Origin of the sequence: Rhodococcus sp. T2V (assembly GCF_029269925.1) — a bacterium.
GTDB classification, from domain to species: Bacteria; Actinomycetota; Actinomycetes; order Mycobacteriales; family Mycobacteriaceae; genus Rhodococcus_F; species Rhodococcus_F koreensis.
In genome coordinates this window covers 64,655-81,905 of sequence record NZ_JARJBD010000008.1, presented here as the reverse complement: position 1 = coordinate 81,905, position 17,251 = coordinate 64,655, and the positions used below count along the sequence as shown (strand labels likewise).

The window sequence follows — 17,251 nt, the reverse complement described above, 5'->3', positions numbered from 1 at the left end:
GTGCACAGTCCCTCGCTCCTTTCCGCAGTCGCCGAGCCCTGGTGCTAGGCGCTATGCCACCCCTCCTCAACTCGTTACCCTGAGAGACGACACCATGACCACATCACCCACCGGCATCCGTGCCACCGACCGCCCACGGCAACGGAACTTTCGTAAGACGATCCTCGTCATGCTCACCGCAGCGATGGTGATCAACTACATGGACCGTTCGGCACTCGCTGTGGCCATGCCCTTCATCACCGAGGACTTCCACCTCACTGATGTCGAGAAGGGCCTCATCTTCAGCAGCTTCTCCGTCGGCTACGCGCTGTTCAACTTCCTCGGCGGAGTCTTGTCCGACAAGTTCGGCGCCAAGAAGGTATTCGTTTGGGCCATGGTCTTCTGGTCCGTCATGTGCGGACTGACCGCGGGCGCATTCAACTTCTGGACACTGTTGATTGCCCGCGCCCTGTTCGGCGTCGGCGAGGGCCCGATTTCCACCACCGCCAACAAGATGGTCAACAATTGGTTCCCGCTGCGCGAGAGAGCTCGATCGGTCGGCATGAACCAGGCCGGTGGCCCTCTCGGAGGAGCACTGTCCGGACCGGTGGTCGGCTTCCTGGCGTTGACGTTCGGATGGCGAGTGGCGTTCATCCTCATCGCCTTGATCGGTCTGACCTGGGCGTTGATCTGGCGCCTCGTCGCCACCGACAACCCGCGCGACAACAAACGAGTCAGTACCCGCGAACTCGCGGAGATCGAGGCGACCGAATCCGTCGAGGAAGTCGCCACCGAAGAGGTCGCCACCGGCGAGAAGCCGTCCATGTGGAAGGCGATCCTCCAGCCTGCCATCCTCGCGACAGCCCTGTCACTGTTCTGCTACAACTACATCCTGTTCTTCTTCCTTACCTGGTTCCCTGTCTACCTCGTCGATGCCCAGGGCGTAAGCCTGCGCGACATGTCGATCGTCACCGCGATCCCGTGGATCGTCGGCGCCGCCGGTTATCTCGGCGGCGGCTTCCTGATCGACTACATCTTCACCCGCACCGGCAAGCAGTTCTTCTCCCGCAAGGTCGTTCTCGTCACCTGCCTGATCACGAGTGCTCTCTGCGTCGGGCTGACCAGCACCGCGAGCACCGCCACCAGCGCCGTCATCCTCATGACCATCGCCGTCGGATTCCTCATGCTTGCCGCCCCCGCCTACTGGACTCTGATCCAGGACGCCGCACCGAAGGAATACGTCGGCAGTGCCGGCGGCCTCATGCACGGTCTCGCCAACATCTCCGGCATCGTCGCCCCGACAGTGACCGGCTTCATCGTCGCCACCAGCAACTACGGCGGTGCATTCGTCCTTGCGGGCGCCCTCGGCGTCGTCGGCGCCATCATCGTGTGGATCTTCGTCCGTCACCAGAAAGCGGTGGGCATCGAGGTTCCCGTAGCCGAAACCCCCGTGCGGTAGTCGAGCGACAGGCCCGCAGAGTTGGGACGCGGTTCCCGCTCAGCTGTCGCTCGACGATCCAGGGCACCGATCAGCCATTGCTCGATCGGCGCCCTGGATCAGTGCACTCACCCCGATGCGGCGGCACTACGATCTGGCGCCGTGACGCGGTTGAGCTGCCGGCCGATGCCTTCGACCTCGATCTCCACCACGTTCCCTGGCCGCAATGCGATTGGGGGCGTTCGGAAATCGCCGCAACCAGTGGGCGTTCCGGTGAGGATTATGTCGCCTGGATGCAGCGTGAAGTGATGCGAGCAGTAGCTGATCAGCTCGGCTACGGAGAAGATCATGTCCGAGGTGTTGCCGTCCTGCACGAGTTCACCGTCGAGCCAGGTCCGGATCCCGACGTTCTGCGGGTCCCTGATTTCGTCGGCCGTGACGACGGCTGGGCCGAGCGGGCAGAACGTGTCGAGGCCTTTGCCACGCACCCATTGACCGTCGTCGGCCTGCAGGTCGCGGGCCGAGATGTCGTTGGCTGCGATGTATCCGAAGACGGCACCCAACGCAGAGGCCGGCTCGAGATCACGGATGCGACTGCCGATCACCACCGCGAGTTCGGCCTCCCAGTCCGCGCGGGTGGTGAGGTTCTCATCGACGATCACGTCGTCGAACGGACCGCACGCGCTCGACGACAGCTTGGGGAACAGGTACGGCTTCTCGGGTATGGCCCAACCCATTTCGCGGACGGTGTCGTGGAAGTTGAGGCCGATGCCGAAGATCGTCGGCGGACGATAGGGCAACGCGAACTCGGGCTGTCGGAGCACGTCGCCGGTGGCGGTGACGTCGGCGCCACCGATCACGTCGAGCAGCGTCACGTCCTCCGCTGTGAGCCGCCAGTCGCCCTCCGGTTGCGCGACCGCGAGACGACGCGCCTCGTCCACTATGACCGTTGCGTACCTCATGGTTTCTCCCATTCCCTCTAAGTTGGTATTGCGTCCCAATGAATGGGAGTCTATCGTACTGAGTGAGACAATCCGTCGAAAGGGCAATTCATGACGCACAGTTCCGCGGCCCAACCTCTGGACCCCGATGTCATCGCGACGTACCGCAAGATCTCCACAGCCACCCTGGCGACCCGGTTGTTCGCCGTCGGACTGCGGCAGCAGTACCTGGTGGGCCTGAACCCGGTGAACACCTCCATGGAGGGATTCGTCGGCGAGGCATACACGATGCGATTCATCCCTGCCCGCGAAGACATCGACACCCTCGAGAGCCTGCACGGCCCCGACAACCTTCAATGGATCGGCGTCGAGGCACTCGAGGAGGGCCAGGTGCTCGTCATCGACAGCCGCGACGACATCAGTGCTGCGTCGGCTGGAGACATGCTCGTCACCCGCGCGCTGCACAAGAAGGCGGCCGCGGTGATCACCGACGGCGCATTCCGCGACGGCTACGTGCTCGCCGACATTCCGATCCCCACTTACAGCCGGGCCATTACCGCGACCACCCGGCTGACCAGCTTCCATGTGGCCGACCTGCAGGTGCCGATCGGGTGCGCGGGTGTCGCCGTCTACCCGGGCGATCTGCTCGTCGGGGACCGCGACGGGGTGATCGTGATTCCGCGGTATCTGGCGGCTGAGATCGTCGACGAATGCCTCGAGCAGGAAGAGCTGGAGGCCTATCTCCACACCCGCGTCCACAACGGCGAACCCCTTCTCGGTGGGCTGTACCCGCCGAGCGAGCAGACCAAGGCCGCGTACGCCGAGTGGAAGCTCTCCCGGAACGGGGCGGTGACGGCATGACCCGGTTCGCCGACCTGGACCGCGACGTCCAGCGCAAGCAGATGGAATCGACCATCCGCACCTACTTCGACGGCTGCAACGAGGCGGACGTGGAAAAGATGGCGGCCACATTCGCACCGAACGCGGTGCATTTCTTTCCGCCAGGCCTGGACGGGCCATGGGTAGGGAACCGCACCATCGCCGAGAACTGGCGGCGGCTGACACTGACCATCGGGTCCGCGTGGACCATCGATCGGTTGATCGCGGAACCGGAATCGTTGCAGGCCGTGATCGAGTGGACGCACTACAAGACCTGGCCGGGCGGATTTCTGCGCGGCGACGAATGGTACAAGTTCGATCCCGAGACCGGGCTGATCACCGAGATCCGCGCCTTCTACGCCTCCGCCCCGGATGGGCGAGAGAAGGTCGAACTCCAGGGCTATGAATACGCCGAGCAGGGCTATCACCTCGAGTGCCCGGTCCCGCGTCCGCACCCGGACGCCGAATACACCGCCCGACGGGAGAACGAATGACCACCGATACCGATACCGATACCCTCACAATCTTCTCCGTCAATCCTGCTCAGGGCACGTCCGAACTCACCCACCTGCACGAGACGACCTCGTCCGACGTGGAGGAGATCTGCGCGAGAGCTGCTGCGGCGGCCCCGCATTTCGAGGCCGCCGGCCGTGCCGGCCGCGCCGTGTTCCTGCGGGCGATCGCCGACGAGCTCGAATCTGCGCGTGAACCGATCGTGCGAATCGCGATGCGCGAGACCGGCCTTCCGGATGCCCGGCTGAATGGCGAGCTGACTCGCACCTGTTATCAGATGCGGCTGTTCGGCGACGTGCTCGACGAGGGGTCCTACCTCGAGGCCACCATCGACCACGCGGGCGACACCCCGATGGGTCCCGGCCCGGACCTACGCCGGATGCTGGTCCCCCTCGGCCCCGTGGCAGTCTTCGGCGCAAGCAATTTCCCGCTCGCCTTCTCCGTACCCGGGGGCGACACCGCCTCCGCGCTCGCCGCCGGATCGCCGGTGGTGGTCAAGGCGCACAGCTCGCACCCCGAGACGTCGGCGGCGTGCTTCGACGCCCTGGTTCGGGCCGCCGCCGCGACCCAGATGCCCGACGGTGTGGTCGGGATCGTGTACGGGCAGGCCGCGGGTGCAGCGCTCGTCGCCGATCCACGAATCACGGCGGTGGGCTTCACCGGATCACTGGGCGGTGGGAAAGCATTGCTGGACATCATCTCCCGACGTGACGACCCGATCCCGTTCTATGGGGAGCTGGCCAGCCTCAATCCCGTGATCGTGACCGAGAACGCCGCGGCCGCCCGGGCGGACGAGATCGCGGCCGGGCTCGTCGCCTCCGTCACCGCGTCCGCCGGACAGCTGTGCACCAAGCCCGGGCTGGTGTTCGTGCCCACCGGCGAGGCGGGCGACGCCCTTGTCGCAGGACTGCGCACCGCGCTGGCCGACGTCGACGCACCGGTGGTTCTCAACGAGCGGATACGAAACTCCTACAACGACATCAGCGTGTCGCTGTCGCGCTCGACTGCCGTCGAGGTGCGTACCACGGGCCGTGAGGCGGGCCCTGAAGGGTTCCGCGTGACCCCCACCGTGCTCGAGGTGAATGCCCAGGCACTGTCTCCGGAGATTACGGAGGAGTGCTTCGGACCGTTCGCCGTCGTCGCTCGCTACGACAGCGACGAGCATCTGCGCCGCGGACTCGATGTGCTGCCCGCGTCGCTGACGGCCACCGTGCACAGTGAGCCGGGTGAGGACGACTGCACCTCCGCCCTCACCGAACTGCTGCGCCCGAAAGCGGGACGGCTGCTCTACAACGGCTACCCCACCGGTGTCGTCGTCTCGTGGGCGCAAACTCACGGCGGCCCATGGCCTGCCACGAACACCCTGCACACCTCGGTCGGGACCTCCGCGATCCGGCGGTTCCTGCGGCCGGTCACGTGGCAGGACGCCCCCGCTTCAGTCCTGCCCGCGGAGTTGCAGGACGGGGACTCGGCGGTTCCACGTCGGATCGATGGGCGGTTGACCCTGCCGGCAGCCGGCTGACACCTTCATCCACGACTCCCTGCGCCGACACCGACGTCGACGCAGGTGACACCGGACGGTGCCCCACGCTCGCGTCTATGCGTGGGGCACCGTCCCTTCCACTCTGTCCCCGCCCGTGAGGGAAACAATGACGAAACCCTGCTCGCCGCCGGACGTTCTGTTCACCGCGGGATTTCTCAAACCCCACCGCGCCGATCTGCGCCGACGGGACGGCGCGGCGGAGTACTCGCCGGGTGCACCTCGGAAGCACCACCGTCGAGAATCGCGAGCATATGCGGGAGTTGTTGTGTAGCAACGTCACATCGGTAATTTTCGGTGACGCACCGCCGACAGCGGTCCCTCAGTTCGCGCCGGCGAGATAACCCAGCTCGGCGGAGAGTTTCGCAGCGACATCGGCGACCCGCGGCCCGACATCGGCGACAACTCGTTCCATGCGCTCGGCGACGCCGGCGACGCTGATGGCGGCGATCGGCAGTCCTGTGTGGTCATACACGGCGGCGCCGCAGCAGCAGCTGGATTCGTCGAACTCCCGCAGATCCTGGGACCAGCCACGCAGGCGGGTGCGGGTGACCTCCGCCTCCAGATCGGCCCGGGTGTCGGCGTCGATCGGCGACTGCTCCGACGCGACGAGCTGGTCGAGCATCGCGTCGAGGCGGTCGGCGGGCAGTGCCGCCAGGTACGCGCGCCCCACGGACGTGCAGTGCAGCGGGCGGGCGGCGCCGAGCTCGTCCGAGACGGCAACGGGACGCGGTCCGCGTTCACGCTGGACGAACACCATATTCACCCCGTTGGGGACCGCAAGGCTGACCGTCTCCTGGGTGAGATCTCGCAGTTCACGCAGGGCCGGTCCCGCGATGTCTTTCAAACTCACCGCCGCGACCGCGGCGGACGCGAGGCGCGCCGCGGACGGCCCGAGGCGCCACCGCCCGCCCGAGACGTCCTGGGCCAGCCAACCCTGCTCTCGGAGGCGGTCCACGAGTCGGTACATCGTGCTGCGGCTCAGGCCAAGGGTCTGACTGAGTTCCACCGTGGTGCAGCTCCCGGCGACCGCGAGGTGGTCCAGGATGGCCAGCCCTCGATCGAGAGCACTCGGTCCTACCGCGGCTCCACCGGTTTCACCATTGCCTGACACTGCCACCACCGATCCCTTCCCATTCATTGAGAGTCTATGCCAATCTCACGGTTGCCGGTCGCAGTCCCGCTCCCGACCTGCGTCGACGCCCTGGCGGGCGTAACGGCCCGTCGATACACGGGAGGCGCGATCGCGCGAAACGCCGGTGATAGTTCCTCACATTCGATTCCGTGCGCGGTCTTGCGATATGGGCTGGATCACTGTAATTTAGCATCAGTCCCGATGAGTGGGACATAAAGCCATTGAATAGGAATCCACGCCGAACGGCTCAGCCGCGTCGAGAACAAGCCCAGGATTGGCCACTCGGGACGTGTCGATTCTTCAACCGCGAAAGGTTGATGCTCGTGTCAACAGACTCATCACGAAGCACTGAACACTCCTCGATGGCCAGCGCCCTCGACAGCGCCGTCGCAAAGATCTTCCGCCGGGTCGTACCGCTATTCGCGATCATGATGATGTGTAACCAGCTCAATCGCAGCAACATTGGTTACGCACAAACCCACCTCGAGGCCGACCTCGGCATTGGCGCAGCCGCATACGGCCTGGGCGCCGGCCTGTTCTTCATTGCGTACACGGTCTTCGAGCTTCCCAGCAACATGCTCATGGAGCGATTCGGCGCCAAGGTGTGGCTCTCCCGCATCTGCGTCAGCTGGGGACTGGTATCGGCAGCGATGATCTTCACCGAAGGCACCACCAGCTTCTACGTCCTACGATTCCTCCTCGGCGTCGCAGAGGCAGGCTTCGTCCCCGCAGTCCTGTACTACCTGACCAAATGGCTCCCCAACTCCCACCGCGGCCGGGCCAACGCCCGCTACGCGGTCGGTGCGCTCATCGCATTCACACTTTCCGGACCACTCTCGGGACCCCTGCTCTCACTCAACGGCTTCCTCGGTCTGGCCGGATGGCAGTGGTTGTTCCTCATCGAAGGATCGATGTCGGTGGTCATCGGCGTCTTCGCCTACTTCCGGCTCGACTCGAAGATCACCGACGCCAAATGGCTCACCGAGTCCGAACAGAACGCCCTCATCGGCAAGATGACCGAAGAGGAAGCGCTGGTCCGCGCCGAGTACGGGGAGCAACGCCCGTCGATGTGGTCGGTTCTGAAGGACCCACGGATCGCACTGTTCGTGATCATCTACTTCGCCACCCAGATGTCCATCTACGCCAACACCTTCTGGCTTCCTTCCATCGTGCGCAACATCAGCGGCACCAACGACATCACCGTGGGCCTGCTGTCCTCGCTGCCCTGGATCTGCGCCATCGTCATGCTGTTCACGATGGCCAGGCTCGGCGACCGCACCGGCCAGCGGCGCCGCATCCTCATCTGCCTGCTCCTGATCTCAGCAGCCGGCTCGTACCTCGCCGGAATCACCTCCCCATGGGTGGCCCTGGGAATGCTGTGCATCGCCGCGATGGGGTTCAAGTCGATCAGCCCGATCTTCTGGCCGATCGTGCAGAAGTCGATCCACCCGATGACCGTCGGCATCGCCATCGCACTGATCAACGCTCTCGCCAATCTCGGCGGGTTCGTCGCCCCCTACGGCTTCGGGCTCATCAAGGAACACACCGGCAGCACCCAGTGGGGACTGTTCGGACTGGCGCTCGCCTCCGTCGTCGCCGCCGGATGCTGCCTGCTCATCAAGGACAAACCCACACCAGTCGCAACCGAGATTCAATCGACACCGAAAACCGCACTTTCCCAGACCAAATGATACGAAGTAAGCACGTCCCCGCACATCAAGGAGTTGCACAGTGACCGCCCAGAAGACGACCGTCGTCGCCCCTCAGCTCGCCCGCCAGATCGTCGGCGAAGCCACCACCGATCGCATCTCGGGGGTCAAGGTTTCCCTCGCATACCTGCCGCTCGCCGCACCGATCAGTGACGCCAAAGTCTTCGCGGGACGCCAGAAGCCGCTCACCGAGATCGCCTTCATCTTCGCCGAGATCACCACCGAGGCCGGCTACGAGGGCATCGGATTCGGCTACTCCAAGCGCGCCGGCGGCCCCGGCATGTACGCCCACGCCGTCGAGATCTCCGGGGACCTGATCGGCGAGGACCCCAGCGACATCGGCCGACTGTGGAACAAGCTGGTGTGGGCCGGCGCGTCGATGGGACGCAGCGGCCTGACCACCCAGACGATCGCCGCGTTCGACATCGCACTGTGGGATCTCAAGGCCAAGCGTGCACAGCTCCCGCTCGCGAAACTGCTCGGAGCACACCGCGACTCGGTTCAGGTGTATAACACTTCCGGCGGCTACCTGTCGATGGAACTCGACCAAGTGCTCGAGAACATCGACGAATCGGTCGCCAACGGCATCGGCGGCATCAAGATCAAGGTCGGTCAGCCCGACACCGTGACCGACCTCAAACGAGTCGCCGCAGTACGCGAACGCCTCGGCGACCAGTTCCCCTTCATGGTCGACGCCAACCAGCAGTGGGACCGCGCCACGGCAGCACGCATGGGCCGCGTCCTCGAGCAGTTCAACCTGACCTGGATCGAAGAACCCCTCGACTGCTACGACGCCGAAGGCCACGCCGCGCTCGCCGCCTCGCTCGACACCCCCATCGCCACCGGCGAGATGCTGACCAGCGTCGCCGAACACTGGAACCTGATCAGTGTCCACGCGTCCGACTTCGTTCAGCCCGACGCGCCCCGGGTCGGTGGCATCACCCCGTTCCTGCAGATCGCCTCCCTCGCCTCACACAAGGGCCTGAGCCTGGCCCCGCACTTCGCGATGGAAATCCACCTGCACCTCGCAGCCGCGTACCCGAGCGAACCGTGGCTCGAGCACTTCGAGTGGCTCGAGCCGATGTTCAACGAGAAGCTCGAGGTCCGCAACGGACGGATGATCGTTCCCAACCGCCCCGGACTCGGCTTCAGCCTCAGCGAACAGACCCGCGCCTGGACAACCGAAACCCACACGATCTAACGTGCCAACAAGCCCGTTCGGCGCCCCGGATGAGGCTGAACATTGGCTGCACGCCCGCCTCGGAGAGCACACACCCTCTGAGGCGGGCTTCCGCAATTCTCAAACGGCCGACGGCGTTGAGAGCTGCGACAACCTGCGCCGCCCGGAAGTCCGCGCAGGAGCTCTGGCTACGAGGTGGTGAACGGCAATCGCTAACTCGCGCCAGCACCTTTCCGGCGGGTCCTCATCGCCAGCACACCGTCGGACAGGATCCGGACGCATTCGTCGTCCCAGCGGCGGCCGCTGACATCGATCCGGATGAACTGACGGGGTTCGTCGCCGGACAGGTATTGCCGTATAAATAGATTCGCGACAAAGTGATGCTGGAGGCTTTCCCGCGTCTGTCGCCGGGAGGATCCTCAAGACCGACCTGCGAACCACGTTGGCGTCCGAACACATGTCGTGAAGGTTCATTCTCCGCGTTCCGCTGCCCTGATTGGGGTACACGGTATACGTCGAGTCTAGTCGTCCGTCCGCTCCACGACCCAGGCCGCGACCTGTGTCCGAGAGGTGAAGCCCAGCTTCGCCAGGATGTGCTCCACATGACCTTGTGCAGTGCGAGGAGAGATCACCAGGCGGGTTGCGATAGCCTGATTGGTGAGACCTTTGGCGACGAGATCGGCGACTTCACGTTCCCTCTTTGTCAGTCCCCTCGACGTGCCAGCGGCGGGCACGGAGGGGTTCGGGGGTGGCTCGCGGAGGGCGTAGGCGATTGCCGCATCGAAGCCGAGACGTTGGCCCTTACGGTTGGCCGCGTCGAACGCTCTGTCTCCGATCTGCAGACGGGTACTTTGATCGCATTCCTGGTGGTAGACAACAAGACCCGAGAATGCCACCGCGGGGCTGCCCACCGACCGCGCCAGGTCCTCGGCGGCCCCCATCAGCACCGCCGACCGCGGTGCGTCGCGCTGTTCGCAGGCGATCCAGGCCAGCGCCTCGAGGCAGGCTGTGGCGACGCGCGGGCTATGCACTTGCCGGGTCAGCTCCAGCGATTCTTGGAGGAGCCGCACAGCGCGATCGGCATCGCCCTGTCGCCACACGGCAATGCCGAAGGCCCACAGCGAGAGCGACCGATACATCTTCTCGCCCTGCACCTCGGTGATCGCGAGAACACGCTCATGACACCTGATCGCCTGCTCCGTCTTGCCGGACATCCCATACGCCAAACCCAATGGGTACAAAGCACCTATCTCGAGTGGTTGATTCCGGCGCTCGATGAACTCCTCGACGGCGGCTTCGAGACGCAAGCAGGCGTGCCTGAGATCGCCGCTATAGAGGGCCAGCATGCCGTCGGCGTCGGTGACGAGAGCACGCATCATCGGATCATTGGTCTGCGCCGTAAGGGTGCGTCCCGCCTCCACGAGTGCGGCTCCGGCGTGGAGGTCACCCTGCACATTCGCCATCACGCTGGCACAGTAGAGCGCCTTGACCCATTCGAGGGTGGGCGGGCCGCTCTGACAAGCGAGCAGTTGGGCGTACCAGTGACGTCCCTCGTTAAAGAGGCCCTGAGATGCCCAAAACACGTAGAGTGCGGCGGCAGTGCGCAGGCCGGCGGCAGGATCATCGTCCACGCAGAACTCAAGTGCCTCTCGAAAGTTCGGTTGTTCCCGCTTCAGCCGTGTGATCCAGTCGAGCTGTTGTGCGCTGATCCATTCGGCTTCAGCGTCGAGTGCCAACGCCTCGTACCAATCGCGGTGTCGACGACGAAGTTGCACTTTCTCGCCTGTCTGTGCGAGCTTCTCGCGGGCGTACTCGCGGAGCGTATCGAGCAGCCGGAAGCGCACCGCCGGCCCATATTCCTCCCGGATCAGGATTGACTTATCCACCAGGGAGGTCACCGTGTCGAGCAGATCGCCCGGTGCCAGATCAGTTCCGCACACCTGCTCGGCCGCATCTAGTTCAAAACTTCCCGCGAACACCGCCAGTCGTGACCACACCATCTGTTCGCGAGGTGTACAAAGCTCGAAACTCCAGTCGATACACAGTCGCAGCGTCTGTTGCCGTGTCGAAGCGTCCCGGCTGCCGCGAGTCAGCAGGGTGAAGCGGTCGGTCAGGCGTTGGAGGATCTGCTCGGGCGACATCGCCCGCAGCCGAGCGGCAGCCAACTCGATCGGCAGTGGCAAACCGTCGAGCCGAGAACAGATCCGAGCCACCGGAACCGCATTCTCCTCGGTGAGCTCGAATCCGGGCACAGCGGCAGCGGCGCGTTCGGCGAACAACGTCACCGCATCGTATTTGGGCAATCCCCGCAGTGAGGGCTGCCGCTGAGGGTCTGGGATGGCCAGCGGAGGGACCCGTAGCACCGCTTCTCCGCCGACACCGAGGGGTTCGCGGCTGGTGGCAAGAACTCGCAGACGGCGGCAGGCCCGCAGCAATATCTGGGTCAACTCCGCGACCGCGTCTACCAGGTGCTCACAGTTGTCGAGCACAAGCAGTAGTTCCTGAGCAGCCAGATAGTCGATCAGGGCCTCACGCAACGGCCTCGCCGAGTGGTGCTGAACCCCCAGAGCGCTGGCCACCGCGTCTACCAGCAGCGCCCCGTCGCGCAGCTCGCTCAGCTCGACCAGCCACACGCCGTCGTCGTAGTCGCGGCGGACGGCCGATGCGACCCGCATTGCCAGACGCGTCTTACCGGCACCCCCGATCCCCGTCAATGTCACCAGCCGGGACACGGCCAGCAAGTTCTTTGCCTCACTCAGCTCATGTCGGCGACCGATGAAACTGGTCAGTTCCAGGGGGAAGTTCCCCGAGGCAGAGGCATGTGGGTGCCGCTGTGGGCCGCCGCACGCCGGTAGTCGATCATGCACCTGCACATTTACTTCCGCGTGTAGGGCCATTTCGTCAACAGGGAAGTTGTGGTGCCGCTGGAGTCGTCGCAGGCCCTCGCCGAAGTCGGCGGCGGTGGTTGGACGCTGGTCGGGGGAACGGGACATTGCTTGTGCGATCACCGAGGACACGTCGTCGGGGATGCCGCATTCGCGAAGATCGGGCACCTCCTCCGTGGTGATCCGCAGGAACTGAGCGACGACCTGCTCACCGCTGCGGCGTTCGAACGCGGCATGGCCGGTGAGGGCGCTGAACAGGGTGGCGCCGAGGCCGTAGACATCCGCCGCCGGGCTCGGTGGATCACCGCCCAGCACCTCCGGCGCAGTGTAGGCAGTAGAACCAGTGACGGCGCCAGTGGCGGTCTCGAAGGCACCTGCGATATGTGCGATGCCGAAGTCGGCCAATTCCGGCTCGCCGTAATCCGTGAGTAGGATGTTTCCGGGTTTGACGTCGCGATGAAGGATTCCGAGCCGGTGCGCCGTCTCCACCGCCCCCGCCATCTTAACCCCGATCCGCAGGGCCTCGCCTAAAGGCAGCGGCCCGTGGCGACGGATCCGCATCCCGAGGGAATCCTGGGGGTGGTACGGCATCACGATGTAGGGAAGTCCGCCGTCGGTGGCACCGACCTGCAGGACGTTGACGATGTTCGGGTGCCCGGTCAGTCGGCCCATCGCGCGCTGTTCCCGAAAGAATCGCGCCCGGTTCTCCTCGTCGAGTTCAACGGTGACTACCTTCACCGCCACCAGGCGATCCAGCGCGGACTGGGTGCAGCGAAAGACGACACCGAAGCCGCCGTGGCCAATCTCCTCGGCGTTGTCGAACCCGGTTCTTCGCAGCTCGGCAGCGACCGAGAGAGGCTGATACCGCGGTGGGGCGCGCCGATCACCTTCACCCATCCCAATGGTCTTCTCTCTCCGTCAGCTAGTGGTTCCTATGCGCACGCCCCGACGGCACAACCAGAAGAAATTCAACCTCACGTTCACCTCTTCACTGTGCTCTCAAGGATATCGCTGGGCACAGAGTCAGGTGCCCCGAAGGATTTATCTCCCGGGGGGGGTGGAACCGCCGCATTGCTTCGGCGGTCCCCCTAACAATTGGGCAAGCGACTGGTCGCCGCATACGGATCAGGCAAGCCGGCGGGTTGCCGTGTGCTGGATCTGTGGCAGTGGAGCGTCCGGCTCGGTTGGCAGTGGGCGAGTATCGGACGGGCGTGGTGAGCGTTCGACACGCCGCCTCCATTGCGCCGAATCGGGGCTTCCCGCTCGAGCATGCCGAAGGCACGCGCTGAGGACCGAAACCACGACGGAGCCCGAGATCGCGGCTGCTCCTCGAACCTCCTGGGCAGTGCGGTGCTGGAAAGTATCGATGCAGGACATGCTCCTCGAGATCGGTAAGGCGCCGTCCGACGAGAAGCACACGAAGCGCGCACGAATCGGCACCACCCCTCCGTGACGGCGTAAGCATCTTCGACACGGCATCCCGCGCCGCGGTCGTGCGGCCCGGGCCCATCGAACCATTGATGTCTTGTCGGACTGCCAGCTCAGGACGGTCGGATAGTGCTAACAATCGGGTCCGGGTGAGGACGGGCGGGGATATCCTGGAGGCGCATCATCGAGAGGAAGCAGATGTTGCATCGTACAAAGTTGCCGCCAGGTCGAGCGTAAGCAACCGATGGTCGAAGACGATCCGCTCGAGACTCAGCGCGCCCCGGCTCCCGCGGTGGTGGCGGAGTTGCGTGCTGCCGGATTCGAAGATGTGTGTGAAGTCGGGCGCGGTGGATTCGGCATCGTGTACCGCGGTGTCGAGACCCTGCTGGACCGCACCGTAGCGGTGAAGGTTCTCACCGCCGACCTCGACGACGACAACCGGGCGCGCTTCTTCCGCGAGCAACAGGCCATGGGACGCCTCACCGGCCACCCGAACATCGTCGGCGTCCTCCATGCCGGCACCACCGACAGCGGGCGACCCTTCATCGTGATGCAGTACCACCCGCGGGACTCGCTGGAAAGCCAGATTCGCCGCCAAGGGCCGCTCGGGTTGACTGAAGCGTTGCGTCTCGGAGTAAAGATGGCAGGCGCGTTGGAGACCGCTCACCGGCTCGGCATCCTTCATCGTGACGTGAAGCCGGGGAACATCTTGTTCACCGACTACGGGGAGCCGGCGCTGACCGACTTCGGGATCGCTCACATCGCCGGTGGATTCAAGACCGCCACCGGGGTTGTCACCGGATCACCGGCGTTCACTGCCCCCGAGGTTCTCAGCGGTGAGGCCCCCAGCGTGGCGTCCGATGTCTACGGTCTCGGAGCCACCATGTTCTGCGCGGTCACCGGCCACGCAGCCTTCGAACGCCACAGTGGTGAACAAGTGGTCGCACAGTTTCTCCGCATCACCACCCAACCTGTTCCGGATCTACGCGAACAAGGCATCCCTGACGACGTGAGCGCCGTGATTGCACGGTCAATGTCTCCCGAACCGCGCGACCGTCCATGCAGCGCCGCGGAGTTCGGTGACGAACTCCGCCAGGTCCAGTTCGATCATGGCTTCCCCGTCGACGAGATGGCCCTGCTCACCGGAGCGGGCGAGCCCCGACTGGATCCGGATACGCTTGCGGCACGCTCGAGCGCTACGGGTCAGCGCACACCTCCGACGCCGCCGGCCACGAGAGGCGCGGGAGACCTGCCCCTCGAACTGACCAGCTTTGTCGGGCGCCGCCGCGAAATAGCCGACACGAAGGAGATGCTGTCGTCCTCGCGGCTGGTGACACTCACAGGAATCGGGGGTGTCGGGAAAACGCGTCTGGCACTACGGGTGGCTGCGGATGTCCGGCGAAGTTTCGGTGACGGTGTGTGTCTCGTCGAACTGGATGAGTTGCGCGACGAATCGTTGCTGGTCGATGTGGTGGCGGCATCTCTGGGCGTGCGGGACCGGTCGTCGCGTCCGGTCGAACACGCGGTGGCAGACTTTCTCACCTCACGCCACCTGCTGCTCGTGCTGGACAACTGCGAACATCTGGTCGGAGCGGCCGCCGGACTGGTGGAGAGGCTGCTGCGCGCGTGCCCGGAACTCCACGTCCTGGCGACGAGCCGCGAACCGCTCGGCATCGGCGGGGAAGCCGTCCTGCGGGTTCCCCCGCTCACCATCCCCTCCCCCGAACGCCAGCCCAGCCTTCGGGGCCTGCCGCGGTACGACGCCGTGACGTTGTTCGCCGAACGAGCCGCCACCGCCGTGCCGGGATTCGAACTCACCGAAGACAACCGGCTCACGGTCGCTCGGATCTGCCACAAGCTCGACGGCCTCCCGCTGCCGATCGAATTGGCGGCCGCACGGCTGCGCGCCATGTCCGCCGATCAGATCCTGGACCGGCTGACCGATCGGTATGCTTTGCTGACCCGGGGTAGTCGCGGGGCGCCGACACGACAACAGACGCTTCGGTTGTCGATGGACTGGAGTTACGAGCTGTGCACTACCAAAGAACAGCGAGTGCGGGCGCGCCTGTCGGTGTTCGCCGGTAGTTTCGAACTGGACGCGGCGGAGCAGGTGTGCGACGGCGACCTGCCTCCGGGCGAGCTACTCGATGTGGTGACCTCGTTGATCGACAAGTCGATCCTGATCCGCGACGAGCAGGACGGCGTCGTCCGATTTCGAATGCTCGAGACCTTGCGTGACTACGGCCGCGAGAAGCTGGAGCAGGACGGCGAGTACGACAACCTTCGCCGACGGCACCTCGACTGGTACCAGCAGTTGGCGCTCGATGCCGAAACCGGGTGGATCAGTCCCCGGCAGCTCGACTGGATCGGCCGCCTCGAACGCGAACAGCCGAACCTGCGGGAAGCGATGGACTTCGCCTTGTCGCACACGGTCGATGCAGAGATCGATGCCGGAGTCAGGATCGCCACCGCCCTGTTCCCTTTCTGGCTCGCCCGCTCGCTGTTCAGGGAGGGACGACGTTGGCTCGATCGCGCCCTGGCCCGCCAGCCTGCGCGGCCAACCATGGAGAGAGTCAGGGCCCTGTATGCCAACGGCACTCTCGCCGGGATGCAGGGCGACCTCCCGGCGGAAACCGCCCTCGCCGAGGAGGGACAGGCGTTGGCCGAGCAGACGGCAGATCCGGTCGTGCACGCACTCGCCGCCCACGTCTCCGGAACCTTGGCGCTCTTCAGCGGTGACCCTGCCCGTGCGTGCAGATACCTGGAGGAGGCCCTAGCACCGTTCGACGCGCCCGACGACGCCGCTCTGGAGGTCAGGATCGCAGCGCTGCTATCGCTCGCGTGGGCCTACCAGCTGCAAGGGAACACGCCACGAGCGATTGCCTGCAATGAACAAGCGCTCGCCCTCACACAAACGCACGGCGAATCTGTGTACCAATCGTTTGCGTTGTGGGCCATGGGAGTTGCCGCGTGGCGGCAGGGCCACAGCGACCGCGCGGCCACACTCCTGAAACAGGGCCTGACGTTGAGCCGAAAAGTCGACGACCCGATCCTGGCGGCAACGTGCCTCGAAGCGCTGGCGTGGACCTGCGGCGAGGACAACGCGCAACGCGCCGCAACACTGCTGGGAGCCGCCGAGGCGCTAGGTCAATCAGTAGGCAGCTCCACGGCCATATTCCCCGCCCTCGTCCTCTACCACGAGGAATGCGAGCGGCACACTCGCCGCACACTCGGACAGCGTACATTCGACACGGCCCACCGAGGCGGTGGTCTCCTGAGTTTCGACGCTGCCGCCGCCTACGCCCTCGGCGAGCAACCCAACGTCTCTGTGCAGGAAACTGATTCGACACCGGCGCTCACCAAACGTGAGCAACAGGTCGCAGACCTCGTCGCCGAGGGTCTGACCAACAGGGCGATCGCCACCCGTCTGGTGATTTCACAACGCACCGCGCAAGGCCACGTCGAACACATTCTCACGAAACTCGGGTTCACCTCACGAGCGCAGATCGCCGCGTGGGTAGTGGAACGGACCCGCGACACCCGACCAACCTGAACTCGCATGAGTGGTCGTTGCAAATCGAATCGGCCACCGAATGCTCTTCCTCGGACTTCGGGCCGCGCTGC

General features: G+C 65.0%; 10 protein-coding genes. 7 read left to right on the top strand and 3 right to left on the bottom strand.

Going from position 1 to position 17,251, the window contains the following annotated elements; genetic code table 11:
- The first annotated feature begins 94 nt into the window (after positions 1 to 94).
- The gene (locus tag P3H15_RS09860) at positions 95 to 1,438 is read left to right on the top strand and encodes an MFS transporter (RefSeq protein WP_276137054.1); all 1,344 of its coding nucleotides are present in this window, start codon (positions 95 to 97) and stop codon (positions 1,436 to 1,438) included.
- A gap of 107 nt (positions 1,439 to 1,545) precedes the next feature.
- On the opposite strand, the gene P3H15_RS09855 is transcribed toward P3H15_RS09860, so the two are convergent.
- Positions 1,546 to 2,379 carry a fumarylacetoacetate hydrolase family protein gene (locus P3H15_RS09855; RefSeq protein WP_276137053.1) on the bottom strand — a complete coding sequence of 278 codons (834 nt, stop codon included), beginning with the start codon at positions 2,377 to 2,379 and terminating at the stop codon, positions 1,546 to 1,548.
- Positions 2,380 to 2,469: 90 nt separating this feature from the next.
- On the opposite strand from P3H15_RS09855, the gene P3H15_RS09850 reads away from it, so the two are divergent.
- Genes P3H15_RS09850 through P3H15_RS09840 form a run of 3 tightly spaced genes read left to right on the top strand, consistent with a single transcriptional unit; the run spans position 2,470 to position 5,272 of the window.
- A complete protein-coding gene (locus tag P3H15_RS09850; RefSeq protein WP_276137052.1) occupies positions 2,470 to 3,219 on the top strand; it encodes a hypothetical protein in 750 nt (249 codons plus the stop codon).
- The gene (locus tag P3H15_RS09845) at positions 3,216 to 3,731 is read left to right on the top strand and encodes a nuclear transport factor 2 family protein (protein WP_276137051.1); all 516 of its coding nucleotides are present in this window, start codon (positions 3,216 to 3,218) and stop codon (positions 3,729 to 3,731) included. The genes P3H15_RS09850 and P3H15_RS09845 overlap by 4 nt, the downstream gene beginning before the upstream one ends.
- Positions 3,728 to 5,272 carry an aldehyde dehydrogenase (NADP(+)) gene (locus P3H15_RS09840; protein WP_276137050.1) on the top strand — a complete coding sequence of 515 codons (1,545 nt, stop codon included), beginning with the start codon at positions 3,728 to 3,730 and terminating at the stop codon, positions 5,270 to 5,272. Before P3H15_RS09845 ends, P3H15_RS09840 begins: the two co-directional genes overlap by 4 nt.
- 340 nt (positions 5,273 to 5,612) lie before the next feature.
- Here the strand turns inward: P3H15_RS09840 and P3H15_RS09835 are convergent, their stop codons facing one another.
- Complete coding sequence (locus tag P3H15_RS09835) at positions 5,613 to 6,410, bottom strand: IclR family transcriptional regulator (protein WP_276137049.1); 798 nt, start codon at positions 6,408 to 6,410, stop codon at positions 5,613 to 5,615.
- A 377-nt stretch (positions 6,411 to 6,787) separates the two neighbouring features.
- Between P3H15_RS09835 and P3H15_RS09830 the strand changes: the two genes are divergently transcribed.
- Positions 6,788 to 8,116, top strand: coding sequence for an MFS transporter (locus P3H15_RS09830; protein ID WP_276137048.1), 1,329 nt, complete (start codon positions 6,788 to 6,790; stop codon positions 8,114 to 8,116).
- Positions 8,117 to 8,156: 40 nt separating this feature from the next.
- On the top strand, positions 8,157 to 9,335 hold the full coding sequence (locus P3H15_RS09825; protein ID WP_276137047.1) for a mandelate racemase/muconate lactonizing enzyme family protein: 1,179 nt from the start codon (positions 8,157 to 8,159) through the stop codon (positions 9,333 to 9,335).
- 500 nt (positions 9,336 to 9,835) lie between these two features.
- On the opposite strand, the gene P3H15_RS09820 is transcribed toward P3H15_RS09825, so the two are convergent.
- Positions 9,836 to 13,096: a protein kinase gene (locus P3H15_RS09820; protein WP_276137046.1), complete on the bottom strand. Its 3,261-nt coding sequence runs from the start codon at positions 13,094 to 13,096 to the stop codon at positions 9,836 to 9,838.
- A 775-nt stretch (positions 13,097 to 13,871) separates the two neighbouring features.
- On the opposite strand from P3H15_RS09820, the gene P3H15_RS09815 reads away from it, so the two are divergent.
- Entirely contained in the window at positions 13,872 to 17,180 is a 3,309-nt protein-coding gene (locus P3H15_RS09815; RefSeq protein WP_276137045.1) for a protein kinase, read from the top strand.
- The last annotated feature ends 71 nt before the right edge of the window (positions 17,181 to 17,251 follow it).

Excerpts from the sequence above, each read along its gene's own strand:
- P3H15_RS09860 (WP_276137054.1), top strand. The coding sequence starts at position 95 with ATGACCACATCACCCACCGGCATCCGTGCCACCGACCGCCCACGGCAA.
- P3H15_RS09855 (WP_276137053.1), bottom strand. The coding sequence starts at position 2,379 with ATGAGGTACGCAACGGTCATAGTGGACGAGGCGCGTCGTCTCGCGGTC.
- P3H15_RS09850 (WP_276137052.1), top strand. The coding sequence starts at position 2,470 with ATGACGCACAGTTCCGCGGCCCAACCTCTGGACCCCGATGTCATCGCG.
- P3H15_RS09845 (WP_276137051.1), top strand. The coding sequence starts at position 3,216 with ATGACCCGGTTCGCCGACCTGGACCGCGACGTCCAGCGCAAGCAGATG.
- P3H15_RS09840 (WP_276137050.1), top strand. The coding sequence starts at position 3,728 with ATGACCACCGATACCGATACCGATACCCTCACAATCTTCTCCGTCAAT.
- P3H15_RS09830 (WP_276137048.1), top strand. The coding sequence starts at position 6,788 with ATGGCCAGCGCCCTCGACAGCGCCGTCGCAAAGATCTTCCGCCGGGTC.
- P3H15_RS09820 (WP_276137046.1), bottom strand. The coding sequence starts at position 13,096 with ATGGGTGAAGGTGATCGGCGCGCCCCACCGCGGTATCAGCCTCTCTCG.
- P3H15_RS09815 (WP_276137045.1), top strand. The coding sequence starts at position 13,872 with ATGGTCGAAGACGATCCGCTCGAGACTCAGCGCGCCCCGGCTCCCGCG.